Source organism: Spirosoma pulveris, from assembly GCF_054781875.1.
The window spans coordinates 894452-914886 of the sequence record NZ_BAAGTO010000001.1 but is presented as its reverse complement, the minus strand read 5'-3'; the positions used below and the strand labels follow the sequence as shown (position 1 = coordinate 914886).

General features: G+C 52.2%; 11 protein-coding genes. 7 read left to right on the top strand and 4 right to left on the bottom strand.

All coding sequences use genetic code 11. The features are described 5' to 3' along the window. Nucleotides 1–98 precede the first annotated feature (98 nt). Entirely contained in the window at nt 99–3164 is a 3066-nt protein-coding gene (locus tag ACYVJM_RS03695) for a VPS10 domain-containing protein (protein ID WP_461146851.1), read from the bottom strand. Nucleotides 3165–3498: 334 nt separating this feature from the next. Between ACYVJM_RS03695 and ACYVJM_RS03690 the strand changes: the two genes are divergently transcribed. From ACYVJM_RS03690 to ACYVJM_RS03675, 4 genes are all read left to right on the top strand, one after another. Beyond that, entirely contained in the window at nt 3499–5913 is a 2415-nt protein-coding gene (locus tag ACYVJM_RS03690) for a TonB-dependent receptor (protein ID WP_461146850.1), read from the top strand. Between the two features lie 82 nt (nt 5914–5995). Beyond that, nucleotides 5996–9232, top strand: coding sequence for a WD40/YVTN/BNR-like repeat-containing protein (locus tag ACYVJM_RS03685; RefSeq protein WP_461146849.1), 3237 nt, complete (start codon nt 5996–5998; stop codon nt 9230–9232). An 83-nt stretch (nt 9233–9315) separates the two neighbouring features. After that, nucleotides 9316–10371 (top strand): PepSY-associated TM helix domain-containing protein, encoded by a 1056-nt coding sequence (locus tag ACYVJM_RS03680; protein ID WP_461146848.1) that lies wholly within the window; start codon nt 9316–9318, stop codon nt 10369–10371. Between the two features lie 121 nt (nt 10372–10492). Next, on the top strand, nt 10493–13492 hold the full coding sequence (locus ACYVJM_RS03675) for a WD40/YVTN/BNR-like repeat-containing protein (RefSeq protein ID WP_461146847.1): 3000 nt from the start codon (nt 10493–10495) through the stop codon (nt 13490–13492). A gap of 245 nt (nt 13493–13737) precedes the next feature. On the opposite strand, the gene ACYVJM_RS03670 is transcribed toward ACYVJM_RS03675, so the two are convergent. Both ACYVJM_RS03670 and ACYVJM_RS03665 read right to left on the bottom strand, forming a co-directional pair. Next, nucleotides 13738–14619 (bottom strand): bifunctional 5,10-methylenetetrahydrofolate dehydrogenase/5,10-methenyltetrahydrofolate cyclohydrolase, encoded by an 882-nt coding sequence (locus tag ACYVJM_RS03670; protein WP_461146846.1) that lies wholly within the window; start codon nt 14617–14619, stop codon nt 13738–13740. 103 nt (nt 14620–14722) lie between these two features. Then, nucleotides 14723–15223, bottom strand: coding sequence for a DUF4385 domain-containing protein (locus tag ACYVJM_RS03665; protein ID WP_461146845.1), 501 nt, complete (start codon nt 15221–15223; stop codon nt 14723–14725). A gap of 110 nt (nt 15224–15333) precedes the next feature. Here ACYVJM_RS03665 and ACYVJM_RS03660 point away from each other — a divergent pair, with 110 nt between their 5' ends. Beyond that, on the top strand, nt 15334–15873 hold the full coding sequence (locus ACYVJM_RS03660) for a DUF1349 domain-containing protein (RefSeq protein ID WP_461146844.1): 540 nt from the start codon (nt 15334–15336) through the stop codon (nt 15871–15873). A 7-nt stretch (nt 15874–15880) separates the two neighbouring features. Here ACYVJM_RS03660 and ACYVJM_RS03655 read toward each other — a convergent pair whose 3' ends face one another. Further along, a complete protein-coding gene (locus tag ACYVJM_RS03655; RefSeq protein WP_461146843.1) occupies nt 15881–16519 on the bottom strand; it encodes a pyridoxamine 5'-phosphate oxidase family protein in 639 nt (212 codons plus the stop codon). Between the two features lie 268 nt (nt 16520–16787). On the opposite strand from ACYVJM_RS03655, the gene ACYVJM_RS03650 reads away from it, so the two are divergent. Further along, nucleotides 16788–17531: an SOS response-associated peptidase gene (locus ACYVJM_RS03650; protein ID WP_461146842.1), complete on the top strand. Its 744-nt coding sequence runs from the start codon at nt 16788–16790 to the stop codon at nt 17529–17531. 157 nt (nt 17532–17688) lie between these two features. Then, complete coding sequence (locus tag ACYVJM_RS03645) at nt 17689–20340, top strand: TonB-dependent receptor (protein WP_461146841.1); 2652 nt, start codon at nt 17689–17691, stop codon at nt 20338–20340. The last annotated feature ends 95 nt before the right edge of the window (nt 20341–20435 follow it).

Below are 20435 nucleotides of genomic sequence, written 5' to 3'. Positions count from 1 at the left end.
TTTATTTAGTGAGCATTCGCTTGCGTCAGTGAATACTGACTTCATAAAAAGGCACGACGGGGCCGCCCGTGCGGTAAATACTCGCGCCAGTTTCACAATCACATGCCAATATTTTTCACCGTTTTCGTTTTTAGCAACGTGTCCAGTTCGGCCAGTTGTTTGTTCAGATCGGCGGTGAGTTCTTCGTACACTTTATAGGAACCGTTGGTGGGTTTGGCATCGCCGGATTCAATGCTGCGCCAGAGAGCCGCCAACCGGTTGTTCAGCTTGATGGGGAAGTTCAGCGGGTCCTGCCCGCTCTGATTTCGAATCTGATACAGGTTTTCTTCGATGAGGCTCAATTGCTCTTTCAGCTTTTTATTGGCCGGGCTTTCGGGCTGTTTGGCCAGCTTCTCCTTTACCGTCCTGATTTGAATGACAGCGTCATTGGCTTTGCTTGTTTCGTCCCGTAGCTTCATCGCCATTTTGAACTGCTCCTGCACATCGGCTTCCGTAACGCCTTTTAGTCGGGGATCGAGCTTGATTTCGAAGGGTTGGGTGAAGGTTTGATCGCCCACCGTTAATCGTACCTGATACTGACCGGGTAAGGCCAGTGGCCCGGACGTTGGACGAGCCCCCCACATAATCATCCCCTTGAAGTAAGTAGCACCGGGGTACCGCAAGTCCCATTCGTAGCGATTCAACCCAGCGGCCGTGGTGGGTAGCTTGATTTTCGGTTTTCCTGAATCGTCGTCATCCTCATCTTCTTTCGGGTAGGTGGGTTTATTGCCCGTAAACGACTGAATCAGCGTTCCGGCTGCATCGAGAATCTCAATTTTCACGCTGTCGGCTTTCTTCCCCAGATAGTACTGGAAAACGGCTGGCTGTACCCGCCGAACAGCGTAGTAAGGCTTGAACAGGTGAGCGGCCTTCTTTGCCAGATCAGGCGTAAACTCGCGGACGGGAGCCACATCGTCCAGCACATACATCGACCGGCCATGCGTGCCAAGGACGATGTCCTTCTCCGTCACCTGAATGTCGGAAATCTGAGTATCGGGCAGCTTTAGTTGCAGCGGTTGCCAGTTCTCGCCATCATTGAACGATACCCAAACGCCGTGTTCCATACCCGCATAAAGCAGGCCGGGGCGCGTGATGTCTTCGCGGATAGCATGCGCGTAATCATCGGCCCGCAGACCGGTTATAATCTTTTTCCATGTCTTCCCGTAGTCATCCGTTTTCCAGAGATAGGGCGTGCGGTCGTCCATCTGGTAGCGTTTGGCGGCTATATAGGCGGTACCCGGTTTGTGCCGCGACGCTTCGATGAGGCTCACGCGGGTGTGTTTGGGCATATCCGGCGGGGTGATTTTCTGCCAGCTCTTGCCGTGGTCTCGGGTGATGTGGATGAGCCCGTCGTCGGAGCCCGCCCAGATCGTGTTGACGTCGTGGTAGGAGGGAGCCAGCGCAAAAACGGTCGCGTAAATCTCCGGACCGTTCATGTCCATCGTAATGACGCCACCGCTTTTTCCCAGTGTAGCGGTGTCGGCAAGGGTGAGGTCGGGGCTGATTTTATCCCAGCTTTGCCCTTCGTTGGTCGATACCCATACGTGCTGCGAACAGACGTACAGCCGGTTCGGGTCTTTGGGCGAAAAGACGATGGGGTAGGTCCACTGCCAGCGTTCGGGCAAGGCACTGGCGGGCTCGCCGGAGAAGAAACGCGGGTACACCTGCACGTCGCGGGTCTGGCCCGTCGTGCGGTCGTATCGGGTGAGTAACGCCCCCTGACTGCCTGCATAAAAGATGTTCGGGTTCTTGGGGTCCTGGGCAATGTAGCCGCTTTCGCCCCCACCGACTTCGTAGGTCCATTCGCTCTTTTTGATGGAGTTGCTGCGAGCCTGTTGATTCCCCCAACCTTCGCTGGCTACTGCTACCGTGGTATTATCCTGCTGGGCACCAGCTACGTGATACGGGAAATCGTTGGTAACGGTGATGTGGTAAAGTTGCGCGGTAGGGAAGTTTTCGTCGGTCCAGGTTTTGCCGCCGTTGACCGAAACAGCCGCACCGCCATCATTGGAGGTAATCATGCGGGTCGAATCGGCCGGGTCGATCCATAAATCGTGGTTATCGCCGTGCGGTACTTTCAGCGATTTATTGAATTTTACGCCCCCATCCGTCGACTTATAAAAATCGACGTTGAGGCAGTACACGCCGTTTTTATCGAGAGGATCAGCGTAGATTCTTGAATAATAAAAGGCTCGCTGGCGAAGCTTGCGCTCGTCGTTGACGTGTTTCCAGGTCATACCGGCATCATCGGAACGGTAAACGCCCCCGTCTTCGGCTTCCACAATGGCCCACACCCGGTTGGGGTCGACGGGCGAAACGGTCACGCCAATTTTTCCGACTGTTCCTTTAGGCATCCCCGGTTTGCGGGTCAGCTCGGTCCAGGTCTCGCCCCCGTCGGTCGATTTGAATAGGCCGGAGTCACCCCCGCCCCCCCACATCTTCCAGGGTTTGCGGTATACCTGCCAGAGCGACGCATACAGTACGTTGGGATTCGTTCGGTCGATGATCAGGTCGACGCCCCCGGCTTTGTCGCTTTTATACAGAACTTTCTTCCAGCTTTTACCGCCGTCGATAGTTCGGAAGATGCCCCGCTCTTCGTTAGGGCCGTAGGGGTGTCCCAACGCAGCAACGTAAACGATATCGGGATTGGTGGGGTGTATGCGGACACGGGCAATGGCCTGGGTGTTTCTCAGTCCAATATTGGTCCAGGTTTTTCCGGCATTAATCGATTTATACACGCCGTCGCCCTGCATGATGTTGCCCCGAAGCTGGGTTTCGCCTGTACCAATGTAGACCACATCAGGATTGGATTCGGCAACGGCCACGGCACCTACGGATGAGCTTGTCAACTGCCCATCCGTAACGGGCGACCAGCTTTGGCCGCCATCGGTTGTTTTCCACAAACCTCCGCCTACGGCTCCGAAATAATATTCCTGTTTGCGGCTCGGCGACCCGGCAGATCCCAGCGACCGGCCACCACGGGTTGGACCAATATTTCGCCAGGCCATGCCTTTAAAAACGGGGTTAATGATCGTATCAGGCTTCGTTGCTGGCTGAGCCCAGAGTGTGTTGCTAAGTACAAGACTGCCAATGATTATTAGACAGTGAAAGGCGAAATGCTTCATACAGGTAGATGGAGTATGATAATACGAAGATTCTTTGTTGTATTGGTGGGAGACCATTTCTGGATAGGCGGGAGCCGGAGTAGCAGTTAAGAATAAGTCAGGCAAACTTAGGAAAGTCCAATCCCAATTCACAGAAATAGCGTTAAGAAAAATATTCTGATTTTTCAGGTCAGTCCGTTATTTTAAGCTGAAAAGATTGCTGACAGTCAATTTATTTTGGTAGCTATTTCCCTGAATGCCAAATATTCGTAAGCGGGTTTTGTAATTTTTCAGCGGGAATGCCCTCAGTCTTCATAGCTTTACCACATTAAAAAGTTTTAATGTGTTACCCTTTATGAGACGACTTCTCAGTTTAATACTTGGTTTAATTCCTTTAACGGTAGATGCCCAGACGCTATTTGTGCGGGATAAAACCACACTTCAGGCTATTGAAAACGTGGAAGTCAGAGTCCTGTCGGATAGGTTACCGCAGCCGGTTTTTACAGATCGTTCTGGCCGGGCAGAGGCATCCGTGCTAACCAGTACCGACAACGTTGTTTTTCGCCGGGTGGGTTACCAGACCGTTCAGTATTCAATGGAGCAGCTTCGGGCAGTTAATTTCAACGTGTTATTAGCCGAAAAGCAGCTGGATCTTAATGAAGTTGTTGTTGCGGCCAACCGCACCACCGAGCTGCTTTCGCGAGTGGCCCAGCCCATCCGGATTTTTACCCGGAATGAGTTGCGCTTCCTGAATCAGCCGACTATGGCCGAGGTATTACAGCAAAGCGGACAGGTGTTGGTTCAGAAGAGTCAACTGGGTGGTGGTAGTCCTATACTCCGTGGTTTTGAGGCTAATAAAGTGCTGATGGTTGTCGATGGGGTTCGGATGAACAACGCCATCTTTCGGGGTGGACACCTGCAAAATATACTGACCATAGACAATGCCGCTGTGGAGCGGATGGAAGTTGCGCTGGGACCGGGATCGGTGGTTTACGGCAGCGATGCCCTGGGCGGTGTTATTTTTGTGCAGACCCTGTCGCCCAAATTGAGTGCTTCCGACAAGATGTCTGTCAATGCCAATGGCTTTGTTCGATATGGCAGTGCCATGAATGAAAAAACCGCCCATGCCGACTGGAACATTGGTTTTCGGAAGTGGGCGTTGACAACCAGCGTAACCGGTTCAGACTTCGGGGATCTTCGGCAGGGCAAACAGCGGAACACGGATATGGGCCAACTGGGTTTACGCCCATTCTACGCTGGATTCGAGAATAATACCGATGTGAAGGTAACGAATCCTGACCCCCTGGTTCAGGTAGCATCGGGTTATAAACAAATCGATTTGCTGCAAAAAGTGCTGTTTCAGCCGAACGAACGGACCCAGCATTTATTGAATGCTCAATTTTCGACCAGCAGTGATATTCCGCGTTATGACCGCCTTACCGAAGTCGATGCGAAAGGGAATCCAGTCCACGCCCAGTGGTACTACGGGCCGCAGAAGCGCCTGTTAACAGCGTACGGTCTGACCAAACAGTTTACGACTGGTCTAGCCGATGAGCTGAAACTCGTTGCCGCTTACCAGTCGATCGAAGAGAGTCGGCATAACCGGCGCTTCGGTAATTATGGCTTGCAGCACCAAACCGAAAAGGTGAACGTCTGGACCCTAAACGCCGATTTGAAGAAAAAACTGACGGCAGCCCACACGCTGCGGTATGGAATGGAAGGTACGTTTAATACCGTTCAATCGACGGCATACCGGCAAAATGTGCAGACCGGAAAAATTGACCCGCTGGATACCCGCTACCCCGATGGCGGAGCCAATACCCAGTCGTTAGCGGGCTATTTATCGGGAACGCTGGACGTGAGCAGCCGCTCCACGTTGACCTATGGTGCCCGCTATGCCTATAATCGACTGTACGCCAAATTCAACGATAAAACATTCTTCCCCTTTCCGTTTAATGATATCACCCAGCAATCGGGTGCCGTTACGGGTAGTCTGGGCTGGGTAACGCGCCTGCCGGACAACTGGCAACTGGCAACATCCTTATCGTCGGGGTATCGGGTGCCGAACGTCGATGATCTGGCAAAAGTGTTCGAGTCCGTGGCTGGAAATCTGATCATCCCCAATCCCAATTTGAAACCAGAGCGCACTTACACCTTCGATGCGGGTGTTCGAAAGCAGATTGCCGAACGCGTTTCGCTCGACCTCGAAGGGTTTTATACACTGTATACTAATGCCATCAATACCCAGCCGGGCACGTTAAACGGCCAATCGCAGATTGACTACAACGGCCGCATCAGCCGAATCGTTACGCAGGTTAATTCACAGCAGGCCCGGTTATTTGGGTTCAACGCCCAGCTTTCGGCCGACCTGACTCAATCGCTTACCCTCTTCGGTACGGTGACCTACACAAAAGGCCGCATTCGGACCGATTCGACGGGCTACCCGCTCGACCATATTCCACCCCTGTACGGTAAAGGTGGCCTTCGCATGACGATCAAACAGTTTCGGGCCGAGGCTAATGTGTTGTTCAATGGCTGGAAACGCCTGAAGGATTACAATCTGGTCGGGGAAGACAACATCGTGTATGCGACACCGCAGGGTATGCCCGCCTGGCAAACGATTAATCTTAGAACCAGCTATCAGGTAAATCGCTATTTACAGGTACAGGCATCTCTGGAAAATATTCTAGACCGCAACTACCGGGTTTTTGCATCGGGCATCAGTGCGCCTGGCCGAAATCTGCTACTTACCTTGCGAGGCACGTTATAAAAATAGGGGTTATAGCCGATTTAATGCCTTTTCTCCCGTTCCATGTATTATTTTGCATCATCCCTAACTAACCGAATTTTTCATGGTAAATAGAAAATTTACATTTAGTATAATTGCTTTGGCAATTGTCTGTTCAACAGTCAATGTAGCCTTAGCCCAGCGGAAAAGTAAACCAGTTGCTAAATCAACTTCCTCGCAATCGACCGACAGCCTGATCAATGGCTTGCGGTGGCGTAACATTGGCCCTTTTCGGGGTGGGCGGTCGCTGGCGGTCTCGGGGCATTCGAGCCAGCCGCTTACTTACTATTTTGGGGCAACAGGCGGTGGCGTCTGGAAAACGATCGATGGCGGTGCCAACTGGTTTATGGTATCGGATAGTACCTTTAAATCCAGTTCCGTAGGCGCGGTTGCTGTAGCGCCTTCCGATCCAAACACCATTTATGTGGGCATGGGCGAAGCCGATATTCGCAGCAATATTGCCAATGGCGACGGTGTCTATAAATCGACCGACGCGGGGAAAACATGGAAACACATTGGCCTGAAGATGGCTGATGCAGTTGCCAGCATTGAAGTCCACCCGACTAACCCCGATGTGGCCTATGTAGCGGCTCTGGGGAATCCCTTTGCCCCCAACAAGGAGCGTGGCCTGTTTCGCACCACCGACGGTGGCAAAAGCTGGAAGGCTATTCTGACGAAAAACGATAGCACAGGAGCGATCGTCGTAAAGCTTGACCCCAACAACCCGTCGATTGTGTATGCGTCGATGTGGCAGGCGTATCGGAACAGCTACATGATGAGCAGTGGCGGTCGCGGTTGCGGTTTGTTCAAGTCGACCGACGGGGGCGACACCTGGACCAACCTCAGCACTAAACCCGGTATGCCAAAAGGTCTGTTGGGTAAAATCGGTATTACCGTTTCGCCCGCCAACTCGAACCGGCTCTATGCCATGGTCGAGAACGCAAAGGGTGGTCTGTACCGCTCGGACGATGCCGGTGAGTCATGGCAGTTGATCAACGAAGACAAGAATCTCTGGCAGCGGCCGTGGTATTACATGATGCTGGCCGTCGATCCGCAGGACGAAAACGGCCTGATCGTGCTGAACGTGAATGCGCTGAAATCCTACGATGGGGGCAAAACATTTTCGACTATTGGTGTACACCACGGCGATACGCACGACATCTGGTGGAACCCTAAAAATCCGCAAAACTTCATCATTGCCGACGATGGCGGTGCCGAAATTACTTACAACGGGGGAGCTACCTTTTCCGATATCGACATCCCGACTTCGCAGTTTTATCACGTAGCCGTCGACAATGATTTTCCCTATAACCTCTACGGCGCTCAGCAGGATAACTCCTCCATTCGAATTGCCAGCCGCACGACTGAGTATTCCATTGGCAAGTCGGCCTGGTATCCGGTATCGGGTGGCGAGTCGGGGTACATTACGCCTGATCCGAACAACCCGAACGTTACCTACGGCGGCAGCTACGACGGCCTGATTACCCGCTACGATAAAGCGACGGATCAAAATCAGGTTATCAATGTGTATCCTGAGTATTTCATGGGAGCCCCGTCGTCGGCGCGGAAATACCGTTTTCAGTGGACGTACCCCATCGTTTTCTCTCCTCACGACACCAAAACGCTCTATATTACCTCGCAGTATCTGCACCGGAGTACAGACAATGGACATTCGTGGCAGGACATCAGCCCCGACCTTACCCGTAACGACCCCAAAACGCAGGGCGATACCGGCGGCCCGATCACCAAAGACAATACCGGTGCCGAAACCTTCCCCACGATCTTCACCTTTGCCGAATCGCCGGTTGAAAAGAACATTTTCTGGGCCGGTTCCGACGATGGGCTGATGCACATCAGCCGGGACGGCGGCAAAAACTGGCAGAATATCACCCCACCTACGTCCATGCTGCCCGAAATGGCGATTATGAGCATGGTTCACCCATCGGATCACACGGCGGGGAAGGCGTATCTGGCAGCCAAGCGATACATGTCCGGCGACCGTAAACCTTATCTGTTCAAAACGACGGATTACGGCAAAACCTGGACGAGCATCATAGCGGGTATTCCTTCGGATGAACATTGCCACGTGGTACGCGAAGACCCGAACAAACCCGGATTGCTGTACGCCGGAACTGAGCGCGGGGTGTATGTATCCTTCAACGACGGTGGTTCGTGGGAGAAATTGAGCATGAACCTGCCCGTTACGCCCGTGCGTGATCTGCAAATCCAGAAGCGCGAAAAAGATTTGGTCATTGCGACCCACGGTCTGGCATTCTGGATCATGGACGATATTACACCACTGCACGAACTGATGGATTTGAAACAGGGTGGTAAATCGGTAGCTCAGATGCACTTGTTCAAACCCCGCCATGCTTACCGCATGGAAGGTGGTGCCGGAAACGCCCGTCGTGGTCGGGCTGCACCGTCGGATGAAGGTGAAAACGCCCAGAATGGCGTGATTACGCGCTACTACCTGAAAAGTAAGCCCACCAAAGAACTGCGGCTGATTTACATGACTACGAACGGGGATACCATTAGCGCCTACTCCAGCACGAAGGATAAAAAAGGGCAGCCCCTCAAAATTGCGAAAGAGTTTTATCAGGACGAAACCGCAACCCGCCCCGGTTCCATACCCGCCAGTCCGGGCATGAATGTGTTCGTTTGGGATATGCGTTATCCGGATGCTACGGCCGTTGACGGCATCAACGTGATGTGGACGGGGCGCGGGACGGGCGCAAAAGTTATACCCGGTATGTACAAAGTGCGGATGTTGCTGGGCGATTCGCTGGTCTCGGAACAGCCTATTGAAATCCGGAAAGACCCACGCCTGGCCATAACGGCCGCTGAATACCAGGAGCAGTTTGACCTGTTGCAGAAAATCAACGGAAAGCTTTCGGAAACGCATAAAGCCATCAACCAGCTTCGGCAGATTCGCACCCAGATCAACGGGTACACGAATGGGGTAAAGGAACCAAAAGTAGCTGAGAAATTTAAAAATGCGGCTAAACCCATTCTGGACGAACTGGACAAGATCGAATCGACGCTGATGCAACCGAAATCGAAGGCACCGCAGGACGCGCTGGCTTATCCAATCCGATTGAACGACAAGATTGCGGGGGTGGCCTCGGTGGTTTCTTCGGCCGATACAAAGCCAACCAAGTCGTCCTACACGGCGTTTGATGATCTGTCCAAACAGATTGACACGGCGCTGACGAAGCTGAAGGAAGTCATCAACACGCAGGTGCCGGGCTTCAATAAAATGGTGACCGAACAGCAGGTACCCGCTATTATTTTGAATTAATATGTAGTACCGACCGGGACGGTTCGACGCATCGACGGTTCGACGGTTCGACGGTCGGTACTACTTACAAGTAACCAGTACCTATGTTTTCTGATAAAGCTATTTACCGCTACCACCGGATTTTTGGTCTGATCGGTGGCCTGTTTATCTTGCTTCTGACCGTTACCGGCTCCATTCTGGTGGTTGAAAAGCAAGTCGACACCTTACTAAATCCGAACCTGACCCAGGTTGAACCCGTGGGTCAGCGTCAAAGCTACAACCGGCTTGTGGCCACCCTTAGCCAGCAATATCCGGGGGCTCAGGTGCGGAACATACGGTTATCGGACAGCCCTTCCGAAGCCGTCCGGGCCGATCTGATGGACAAGGGCGAACGGATCTGGGTGTCTATAAATCCATATACCGGCGCCATCATCGGAGCCCGTAATGCCGAGACAACACTAATTCGGCGGGCGCGTGAGCTGCACGAAAATCTGTTGCTGGAGCCGGTAGGAGGATTCGTTATGGGGCTGGCAGGTATTTGCCTGCTGGGGTCTGTACTGACCGGAACCTGGTATTACCGACGGTCGCTGCTAAGCGTGTTCAAGATAGGTGTGCGCTGGAACAAAGCACCCCGAATCGTCTATGCCGACATTCATAAGTGGCTGGGCGTTGTGGCATTGTTGTTCATGCTCATGATGAGTGCTACCGGCATATTCTTCCACTGGGAACAGATCGAGCGGAAGTTTGGCGATGGACCAAGACCTGAGAATAAGGAGATTGCTCCAATTTCGTTGTCAACAATTCCGGTTGATGCGGCAATGGCCTCCGCTAAAGCCTCCATCACCGATTTTCAACCCCAACTGATCGACTTTCCCAAACCAGGCGACACTACTCTGGTTATCCGGGGCAATAGGCCCGGTAGTCTGCGAATGCTCGGTAAATACAATGTATCGGCTACGGTCGATGCTCGGAATGGGCATTATGTAAGCGGATTCGACGCTCGCGACGCCGATCTGGAATATATTGCCGAACATATTTTCGAGGAGCTGCACTTTGGGCGCTACGGCGGCCTAGTCACTCAAGTTCTTTACATTTTATTGGCGATGGCCACCGCCACTGTAACGGTTACCGGCCTGTTTCTCTGGTTTTTGAAAAAATAGTTAGTCGTAAAGAAACGCGGATTTAACGGATGCTGCGCAACGCGGATACAAACGGATTTTTCTGTCCATTTGTATCCGCGTTCCATTTGCTACATTTGATTATCCCCAATTAACCTCCCTTATGGCAATACACTATACGCTTAACCGGCTATTTTTAGGAGTAGCCTACATTCTTTCTGCGGTTACCCTATACGCGCAGCCCTTCTCTCCAAAGCTATTTGATGCCATGAAATGGCGGATGATTGGGCCGCATCGGGGTGGTCGGACAGTTGGCGCTACCGGCGTTCCTCAGCAACCCAACGTTTTTTATATCGGTGTCAATAATGGTGGTGTCTGGAAAACGACAGATTACGGCCGTACGTGGGTACCCATTTTTGATGACCAGCCAACCGGTTCCATCGGCGATGTGGCGGTGGCCCCCTCGAACCCCAATGTTGTCTATGTCGCTAGTGGCGAAGGGCTGCAACGGCCCGACTTGTCCGTGGGGAATGGGATGTATAAGTCGACGGATGCCGGGAAGACCTGGTCGTTTCTGGGCCTGAAAGATGGGCAGCAGATTGGCGGAATTAGTATTGACCCAACGAACGAAAACCGGGTTTTTGCGGCTGTTCTCGGCCATCCGTACGGACCCAATACAGAGCGAGGTGTGTACCGAACCATCGATGGCGGTAAAAACTGGGAACGAGTGCTGTATAAAGATGAAAATACGGGCGCCGTTCAGGTAACCATCGACCCCAAAAATCCGAACACTGTGTACGCCGATATGTGGGCAGCCCGGCAAGGACCATGGGAAAATGGCCAGTGGCAGGGTCCCGAAAGTGGTCTGTTCAAATCGACGGATGGCGGTACGACCTGGCAAAAGCTGACTACCGGTTTGCCAACGGTTGAACAGGGCCTGGGCCGGATTGGGTTTTGCATTGCCCCCAGCGAGCCCAATCGGCTCTACGCAACAGTTGACGCACCCGAGTTGGGCGGGGTCTATCGCTCCGATAATGCGGGACAGTCCTGGACACGCATCAATAGCGACCAGCGGCTCTGGGGCCGGGGGAGCGACTTAGCGGAGGTAAAAGCGCACCCGACCAATCCGGATATTGTGTTTATCGCTGATGTGGCGGCCTGGAAATCGACGGATGGCGGCAAAACCTGGAACGACTTCCGGGGAGCACCCGGTGGCGACGATTATCACCGACTATGGATTAACCCCAACGAGCCCAATACCCTGCTTCTGGCGGGCGATCAGGGCGGTATCGTCACCGTTAACGGCGGGCAAACGTTTAGTTCATGGTACAACCAGCCAACCGCTCAGTTCTACCATGTAAGTACGGACAATAGCTTTCCGTATAACGTATTGGGGGGGCAGCAGGAGAGTGGCTCGGTGGGTATTGCCAGCCGGGGAAACGACGGCCAGATCACGTTTCATGACTGGCACCCGGTGGGAGTAGAAGAATATGGCTATGTGGCAGCCGACCCGCTTGATCCCAATATTATTTATGGAGGTAAGGTGACCAAATTCGACAAACGAACCGGGCAGGTGCAGAACATAGCTCCCGAAGCGGTTCGGTCGGGCAAGTACCGTTTTGTTAGAACTGCCCCGGTACTCTTTTCGCCCATTGACCCGAAGGAGCTTTACTTTGCCGGAAATGTCCTGTTCAAGACACGCGATGGTGGCAACAGTTGGCAGGTTATCAGCCCTGACCTGACGCGGACGTCTTACCCCGACATTCCGGCAAGCGTGGGCGTGTATCGCACGGCCGATATGGCGACGATGCCTGCCCGGGGGGGTATTTACACCATCGCCCCATCGCACAAAACCATCAACACCATCTGGGTGGGAACCGACGATGGACTGGTTCAAATTACCCGCGATGGCGGTAAAACATGGAAAAATATAACCCCGCCGGGTGTTGGTTCTTGGAGTAAAGTATCGCTCATCGACGCCGGGCATTCCGACGATAATACCGCCTATGTTGCTGTCAACCGGATTCGCTGCGACGATCTCCGTCCACATATCTACCGAACACACGACGGGGGTAAAACCTGGCAGGAGATCGTAACCGGTTTGCCCAACGACCCCATTAATGCCGTTCGTGAAGACCCCTTACGGAAAGGGTTGCTGTTTGCTGGGTCGGAAACCGCCGTGCATGTTTCGTTCGATGATGGTGATCATTGGCAGCCGCTGCGGCTCAATATGCCCGCCACCTCGATTCGCGATCTGGTCATTAAAGACGATGATCTGGTAGTGGGCACCCATGGCCGGTCATTCTGGATTCTGGACGACATCACCCCGTTAAGGCAACTCACCGCCGATCTCGCCAAAGCCGAAACGATCCTGTATAAACCTCAGCGAGCCTACCGGGTCCGCTGGAACATGAACCCCGACACCCCGCTGCCGCAGGAAGAGCCCGCCGGGCAGAATCCACCCGATGGAGCCGTTATTGACTATGTTCTAAAAGATGATGCCGGTCAGCTTGTCACGCTGACGATCAAAGATGCGGCTGGTACGGTTGTCAGGCAATTCCGCAGTGATGATAAACCCTACGATGTGCCTGATGTAAACCTGCCTGCCTATTGGATTCGGCCGCAGCAGATTCTGTCGGCAGGGGCGGGTTCGCACCGGTTCATGTGGGATCTGCATTACACACCACTGCCCGGTCCGCCTTCTTACCCCATTGCGGCAACTTTTCATCAGACGGCTCCTGAGTTTACCTCGCCCTGGGTTATGCCCGGTACCTACATGGTGACTTTAACAGTAGGCGGTAAATCGTACATCCAGTCACTGGTTGTGACTATGGACCCGCGGGTCAAAACGAGTCTGGCCGCACTGAAACAGCAACACGATCTGTCGCTCATCGCATTTGACGGACGGAAAAGCGTTATGGCTTTGCAGAAAGAAGCGCAGGACCTGCAGAGTCGTTCGATGACGGCTAGCCAGAAGAAAGATTTGAGTAAGATGCAAACGAGCCTGAACGGGCTCAATCGGGCGTTCAGTGCGCTGTTCGGAATCCTTCAGGATGCCGATATGCCACCCACCACACAGGCTGTATCCGCCGTGAAGGACGCACAGATTGCTTTCGGAAAACTAACGGCTGAGTGGACAGCCTGGAAAAACACATTACGCTAAAGCTTAGCTTGAATGAGCGGCAAAAGACGGTTAATGAAGTGTGAGGGTTTAAGAAACCTTCCGACGCCAGCAGTAATCTGATTTTATAGGTTCTTAGTCAAGCAGAAACGAAAAATCAACGCCGGTACCGCTTAAATGTGGTGTTGGCGTTGATTTTTGAACGTCTATCGCTTAATACTTTTGCGGATGAGCCTTAAACTGATGAAATAGATTGGGCAGCATTTTCACCTTTTAAGTATTCAGATTTACTGATAAATCTCCCCGCGAGCAGCTTTCAGGGTATTCTGCATTAGGGAGCAGATCGTCATCAGGCCGACTCCGCCCGGAACGGGGGTAATAAAGCTGGTTTTCGGGGCAACTTCGTCGAATTTAACGTCGCCTTTGAGGGAGAAACCGCTTTTTTTGCTGGTATCCGGTACCCGTTCCAGACCCACGTCGATGACTACGGCGCCTTCTTTTACCATGTCGGCCGTAACGAACTCTGGTTTACCCAGGGCAGCCACCAAAATATCGGCGGAGCGGCAAATCTCGGCGAGGTTCTGCGTGCGGCTGTGGGTAATGGTTACGGTACAGTTGCCCGGATACGTGTTCCGTTGCATCAGAATCGACATGGGTAAGCCCACAATCTGACTCCGACCCACAACCACGCAATGTTTCCCTGCGGTTTTAATGTCATACCGCTTGATCATTTCCAGAACGCCCTGTGGCGTGGCCGAGATGTAGGCGGGCAAACCTTTCGCCATGCGGCCAATATTGATCGGGTGAAAACCATCCACGTCTTTAGCGGGGTTGATGGTTTCCATGACGCGGTCGGGGTTGATATGATCGGGGAGAGGAAGCTGGACGATCAGTCCGTCCATGTCGGGGTTTTCGTTCACTTCCCGCACTTTGTCGAGAAGTTCATCTTCGGTAACCGACGGGTCGAAGCGGATGAGTGTGGAGTGCATACCAACCTCTTCGCAGTTTTTCATTTTAGAGGCCACATAGGTTTCTGAGGCTCCTTTGTTGCCCACCAGAATAGCAACCAGGTGCGGAATCTTGCCGCCCTGCTCTTTAATCTGAGCGACTTCTGCCGCGATTTCCTGTTTTATTTGTGCTGAGAGAAACTTACCGTCAAGGAGTTGCATAGAGTTGTCTTTGCGTTGGTAGAGAAGCGTAAGAACCGTTGCGGTTATCATTCCTGACCGCAACGACGCCTATAATGCCGCAAAGGTCGCAAAGATTAGGAAACTACCCGTATTTCTCCTGCCATTCCTTTTTCAGTTTCTTGTATTCAGCATCTTCCCGCGCTTCGAGGTACTTACCATAAAATATCCGCGCCGATTCCGCTTTTACGGGGTCTTCTTCGCGGGGCAATTGGTCGCGGCCATGGGCGCCGGATTGCCCCTTTTTGTCATCAGGAACAGGCCCCTCGTATTTCTGGCCGGTTTTGTGGTTGGCGTAACGCCTTGACCGGGTGTAGCCCATTTGCAGAAACTTTCTGGCCATGTCCATGCCAATAAAGTCTCCTTTTTCCTTGTAATTGAGGAATAGCTGGTAAATCTTTTCGGACGATTCACGAGCAATGTCGGGTGTTTTGAAGCGCCAGTAGGGCAAAATTTCGCTTTTATACGGTTGTACCAGCAATACACCCATTTCGCCCTTGCCAACGCGGTAAAGTTCGGGTTGCTCACGAAGGTTCAGCGTTCGGTAGTCAAGATCGTAGTTGAACGCGCGGTTGTTTTCAGGCATACGCTCTCTTTTTTTGTGGTGTAAGTATAACAAAAAAGAAGCGTCAAGGGCTAAAACCGGCTGGTGCGATCTGCCTGATTTGCTTAATTTTCCACTAAAATTGACAACCTATGATTTGGTATAACAAACCCGCCATCTGGTCGGAAGAGAAAGACAGCGTGTTTATGCGGGTGGATGGCGGCACGGATTTCTGGCGGGTGACGCATTACGACTTCATTCGCGACAACGGCCATTTTTACTTCCGGGAGCAGAGCGGTGATTTTGTGGCCAGCGTTAAAGTGACCGGGCAATATAAATCCCTGTACGATCAGGCTGGTCTGATGCTTCGACTCGATGAGCAGAACTGGATAAAAACTGGTATCGAGTACGTCGACGAACTCCAGAATGTAAGCGCCGTTGTTACACGCCAGTTCTCGGATTGGTCGGTAAGTCCCCAAGCCCATCATCCGGAGTCGATCTTCCTGCGACTGACCCGCCAGGGCGATTCGGTTCGCATTGATTACTCTTTTGATGACTTTACCTATCAACTGCTCCGGCTGGCTTACTTTCCGCCCAATGTTACCGTACAGATTGGCCTGATGGCAGCCGCCCCGGATGGAAACGGCTTCGACGTTGCCTTCGAGCAGTTTGCGGTGCTGGATATTTCCTGATGCTGTTTCAGGGGGCGAGCCACGCCGTTTTTGACTCCGGCTCATATTGAAATTTTGCCCGTACCTGTCCTTCCCGGCTTAGTCGTAAATAGTCCATCGCCAAGACCCGGCACTCGATTACGGCAAAATTTGGCCGGCCTGCTTCACTGGCTTCGGGTGTTGGCAGACTGGCTCCCAGGCCGGGCGGAAAGCCAGGGTACGGAGCGGGCTGTTCGCTGCCGGGCTCATACTCAGAGAGGTAGCTCTTGCGGCTGCCGGTACCAACCTCTTTCCAGTGCTCGTCGGCAACGTAATCATTGGTGTGCAGGTGCGTTTCGACACTTAGCCGAAGCTGTGTCCGCAGCGTCTCGTCCCAAAAGAGGAGGGTAGCGTCCGGAAATGCTTCAAACTGCATTACTTTAGCGGCCCGGACGTCCGTATGGAACCAGATGTATTTACGCTCGGCATCAACTTTTCGAAGCACCACCATTCGGGCATCGGCCCCGGTTTGGGTTCGGGAGGCAACAATCATTGTTTTAAAACCGGGGGCCAGGGGGGCGTCTTTACGCTCGTCGAGCACAGACGCCAGTTGCTGCCAGCTAGCCTTTTCAATATCGGCAAGTGAATGGGTTGGGCCTGGGTAAACGGTGGGTTCAGGTGAAGTCATTCGAGTGGAAGTAGGCATATAAGCCATGTACAAGCTGGTAAACGTATGGTATACTTTATTTGTTTGTCTTAGCAAGGTATTGGTTAAATACCGCAATCAGATAACCGGAAGCGGGTTTTATCCGTTTAACGGGGGATTGCATTTAGAATGATGGCACGGCTGAGACAAGAGTCTGGTTGTCAATAACGAATCAAAGCCGTGCCACAGCTTAGCGATCAGTCTCTTCAGGAATACATCAATCATCGTCCTAAACCGGCTTACCATTCGTATGTGTTTTCATAAATCGCTAAATGCCAAAGCAGAGGAACTGGAGGCCCGCTATGCGGCTGTGCTGCCGCCAACGGCTAATTTTCAGCCGGTTTATCATGCCAATGCCTATAATTTCCCGGCCTGGCCCATCGTAACACGGCAGGAGCCGGGTAAACTGCAGCTCATTCGTTGGGGACTTATTCCACGATGGGCGCGGAGTAAAGAGGATGCGGCTGACATTCGTACAAAAACGATTAATGCCCGCTCCGAAACTATTTACGAAAAGCCCTCCTTTAGATCGGCGGCACAGGCTGGCAAACGCTGCCTGATTCCGGTGACCGGCTTTTTTGAGTGGTATACACAGGGAAGTAAAAAGTACCCTTTTTACATCTATTCCAGCGATCAGAAAATCAGCTCGATTGCGGGTTTGTGGGACGAATGGCCAGACCCCGAAACCGGCGAATTGATACCAACCTATACGCTCCTTACCACCGAAGCGAACCCGTTGCTGGCGGCTATCCATAATACCAAAAAACGGATGCCTTGTGTGTTGACTCCCGAGGCTGAAAACGCCTGGCTACACGATAACTTATCCGAAAAGGAAGCCCTTTCGTTGCTGGAAAAACCGCACCCGGCCAGTAAAATGCATAGCTACAGCATTAGTAAGCGGATCACATCAAGATCCGAACCCAGTGATGTTCCAGAGGTGCTGACGCGTTCCGATTATTCAGAATTGAATAGTAATCCTCAGTTATTTAGCTAGGTAATGGCTCCCGTTTGTCCACTTGTTGACCCGTTTATGTAGAATTAGATTTTATCAGGACATTTGTAGCGAATTTTGACCTCATGGGCCATAAACGCGTGACTATCCCAAGTTGGCACGTTTAATGCTCAACGCAAAATATTGTTTACAACCTGATATGAAAAAAACAGTACTGTCTCTATGTGTTTACGCTGCTTTGTTAACGACGCCCAGGCTGGTTTGGGCGCAGTTTCCGGGAATGCCAGGAGGGGCTCAGCAACCGCCGGCCGCCATTCCGGGTACGTCAACTGACAATACGCCCCGTGGAAACGCTAAACTAACCGGTGTTGTAACGGACTCTACAACGGGTAAGCCTGTCGAATTTGCCAGTATTGCCCTGATCAATGCACAAACAAAAAAGCCAATTGATGGAACGGTAGCGGATGAGAAGGGTAAGTTTACCCTGAACAAATTGCCACAGGGTGATTTTCAACTCCTGATTTCGTTCGTTGGTTATCGCAACAAAACCATCTCCAGCGTTAAGCTCGACCGCAAAGGCGATATCAACCTGGGAGCAATCAAGTTGGGGGCTGATGTCCGGACACTCAAAGAAGTAGAAGTGGTTGGGCAGGCTTCGCTGGTCGAAGAAAAAGTTGACCGTCTGGTCTACAATGCTGACAAAGACATTACCGCCAAAGGGGGAGATGCCACGGATGTGATGCGTAAAGTACCTCTGCTATCCGTGGATCTCGACGGTAACGTCAGTTTGCGGGGAAGCAGCAACGTGCGGGTGTTGATCAACAACAAACCCTCCACGATCGTTGCCAGCAGCGTGGCCGATGCCCTGAAGCAGATTCCGGCCGACATGATCAAAACCGTGGAGGTCATCACCAGCCCATCGGCTAAGTACGATGCGGAGGGATCGGCAGGTATCATCAACATCATCACCAAGAAAACAACCTTACAGGGCTTTACCCTGAATGTCGATTCGGGGGTAGGTAACCGGGGCAGCAACCTTGGCCTGAACGGAAATTTACGGACGGGTAAAATGGGATTCAGCCTGAGTGGTTTTGGCCGGGCGAACTACAATGTTGTTGGTAAATTTGCCAATACGCAGCAAACATTCAGCAGCAAAGGGACCACAACGACCGAGCAAACGGCAAACACACGAAACCGCGGTCTGTTTGGTCAGTACACGCTAGGCTGGGATTACGACATCAGCAAGACCAGTTCCATTACCGCCAGCCTGCGCTACGGTGCCCGGAACAACTATCAGAATCAGGATAACTTCCTGACACGTACTATTTCGCCGGTCTCTCTTTTCCCCATTGTGTCGGACCGGAATGTATTGACCAAAGATTTGTCCGGTACGGTTGATGCTAATATTGATTATACGCGCACATTCAAGCCACAGCAGGAGCTGAGCGTATCGGCCCAGTTTAGCCGAAACAACCGTAATAATGACTTTACGGCTGATATCATGAGCGCGCCGAATTTTTCGGAGGTTCTATCCCGCCAGCAGAACCTGAACAACAGCTTCAATCAGGAGTCGACCATTCAGGGCGATTATCAAACCCCCATCGGGAAGAACCAACTGCTGGAATTTGGTGGTAAAGGTATTTTCCGGCAGGTAGAGAGCGCCTTTACGTACAACTATTCCGTTGGGTCGGGAGGTTTTATGACGGACCCGTCGCGTGCGGCCAACACGCTTAACTACGACCAGAGTATTGGGGCCGGTTATGTTTCCTATACGCTTACGACGAAAAAGAAATATACGTTCAAGGCTGGTACACGCTACGAACACACGACCATTAATGCCAACTATAGCCAGAATCAGCCGGGCGAGCAGGGGGGATCAGCGGGTAAAGATCTGGGCATACCCAGTTACAGCAATCTGGTACCGAGTATCAACATATCGAAATCGCTGAAAGGCGGCAAAACGGTTAAACTGGCCTATAACCGCCGATTGCAGCGGCCGGGTATTCAGTTTCTGAACCCGAACGTAAACACCTCTAATCCAACCAGCATTACAAGAGGTAACCCGTTGCTGTCGCCCGAATTAACCGATAACCTGGAGCTAAGTACTAGTGCTTATATTAAAAGTGTTTACCTGAACGTGTCGCTGTTTGCCCGCCAAACCAACAACTCTATTACCAGTGTTCGGGATACCATCAGGGCAGATGCCAGTTTAGGAACTACTTCAACCCTGGCACAGGCTATTCAAACGAGCTATCTGAACATTGGCCGCGAATCGGCTTACGGAACAAACGTATTCGGTAATGCGACGCTCTTCTCAAAATGGCAGATTGGCGGTGGGTTTGATTTGTATTATGCTACCCTGACTAATAATAACGCGGGGTCTGTGTATAACGCTTCCAATGCTGGCTGGGTGACCACAGGGCGCTTTTTTACAAACCTGACCCTGAAAAATGGCTGGGGCGTTCAAGGCTTCGGGTTTATCCGGGGACGGCAAGTTCAGTTACAAGGCTATCAGGGCGGCTTTGCTTTCTACAGCATCGGATTCAAAAAAGACCTGAAAGACAAACGCGGCAGCTTCGGTGTGGCGGCAGAAAACTTCCTCAACCATCCGTTCACGGTTAACTCTGAATCGTCATCGCCCATTTTTGCCCAGTCGAGTACCACCAGTTTGTACAATGCCGGTGTTCGGGTTAACTTCAGCTATAAAATCGGTAAACTCAGTTTCGATTCTCCACAACGCCAGAAAAAATCGATCAACAACGACGATATAAAAAGTGGTGAAGGCGGAGGTGGTGAACAACAGCCACAAGCTGCACCTGCCGGTGGTGGGGGAGCCCGTCGGCCAAGATAAGCAATTGGTGAAGTAAGTTTAATAGATGACGTAAGTGAAATAGGTGGAGTAGGTGGCTGACGCGAAGGCAAAATTCATGCGGCAGCCACTTACTC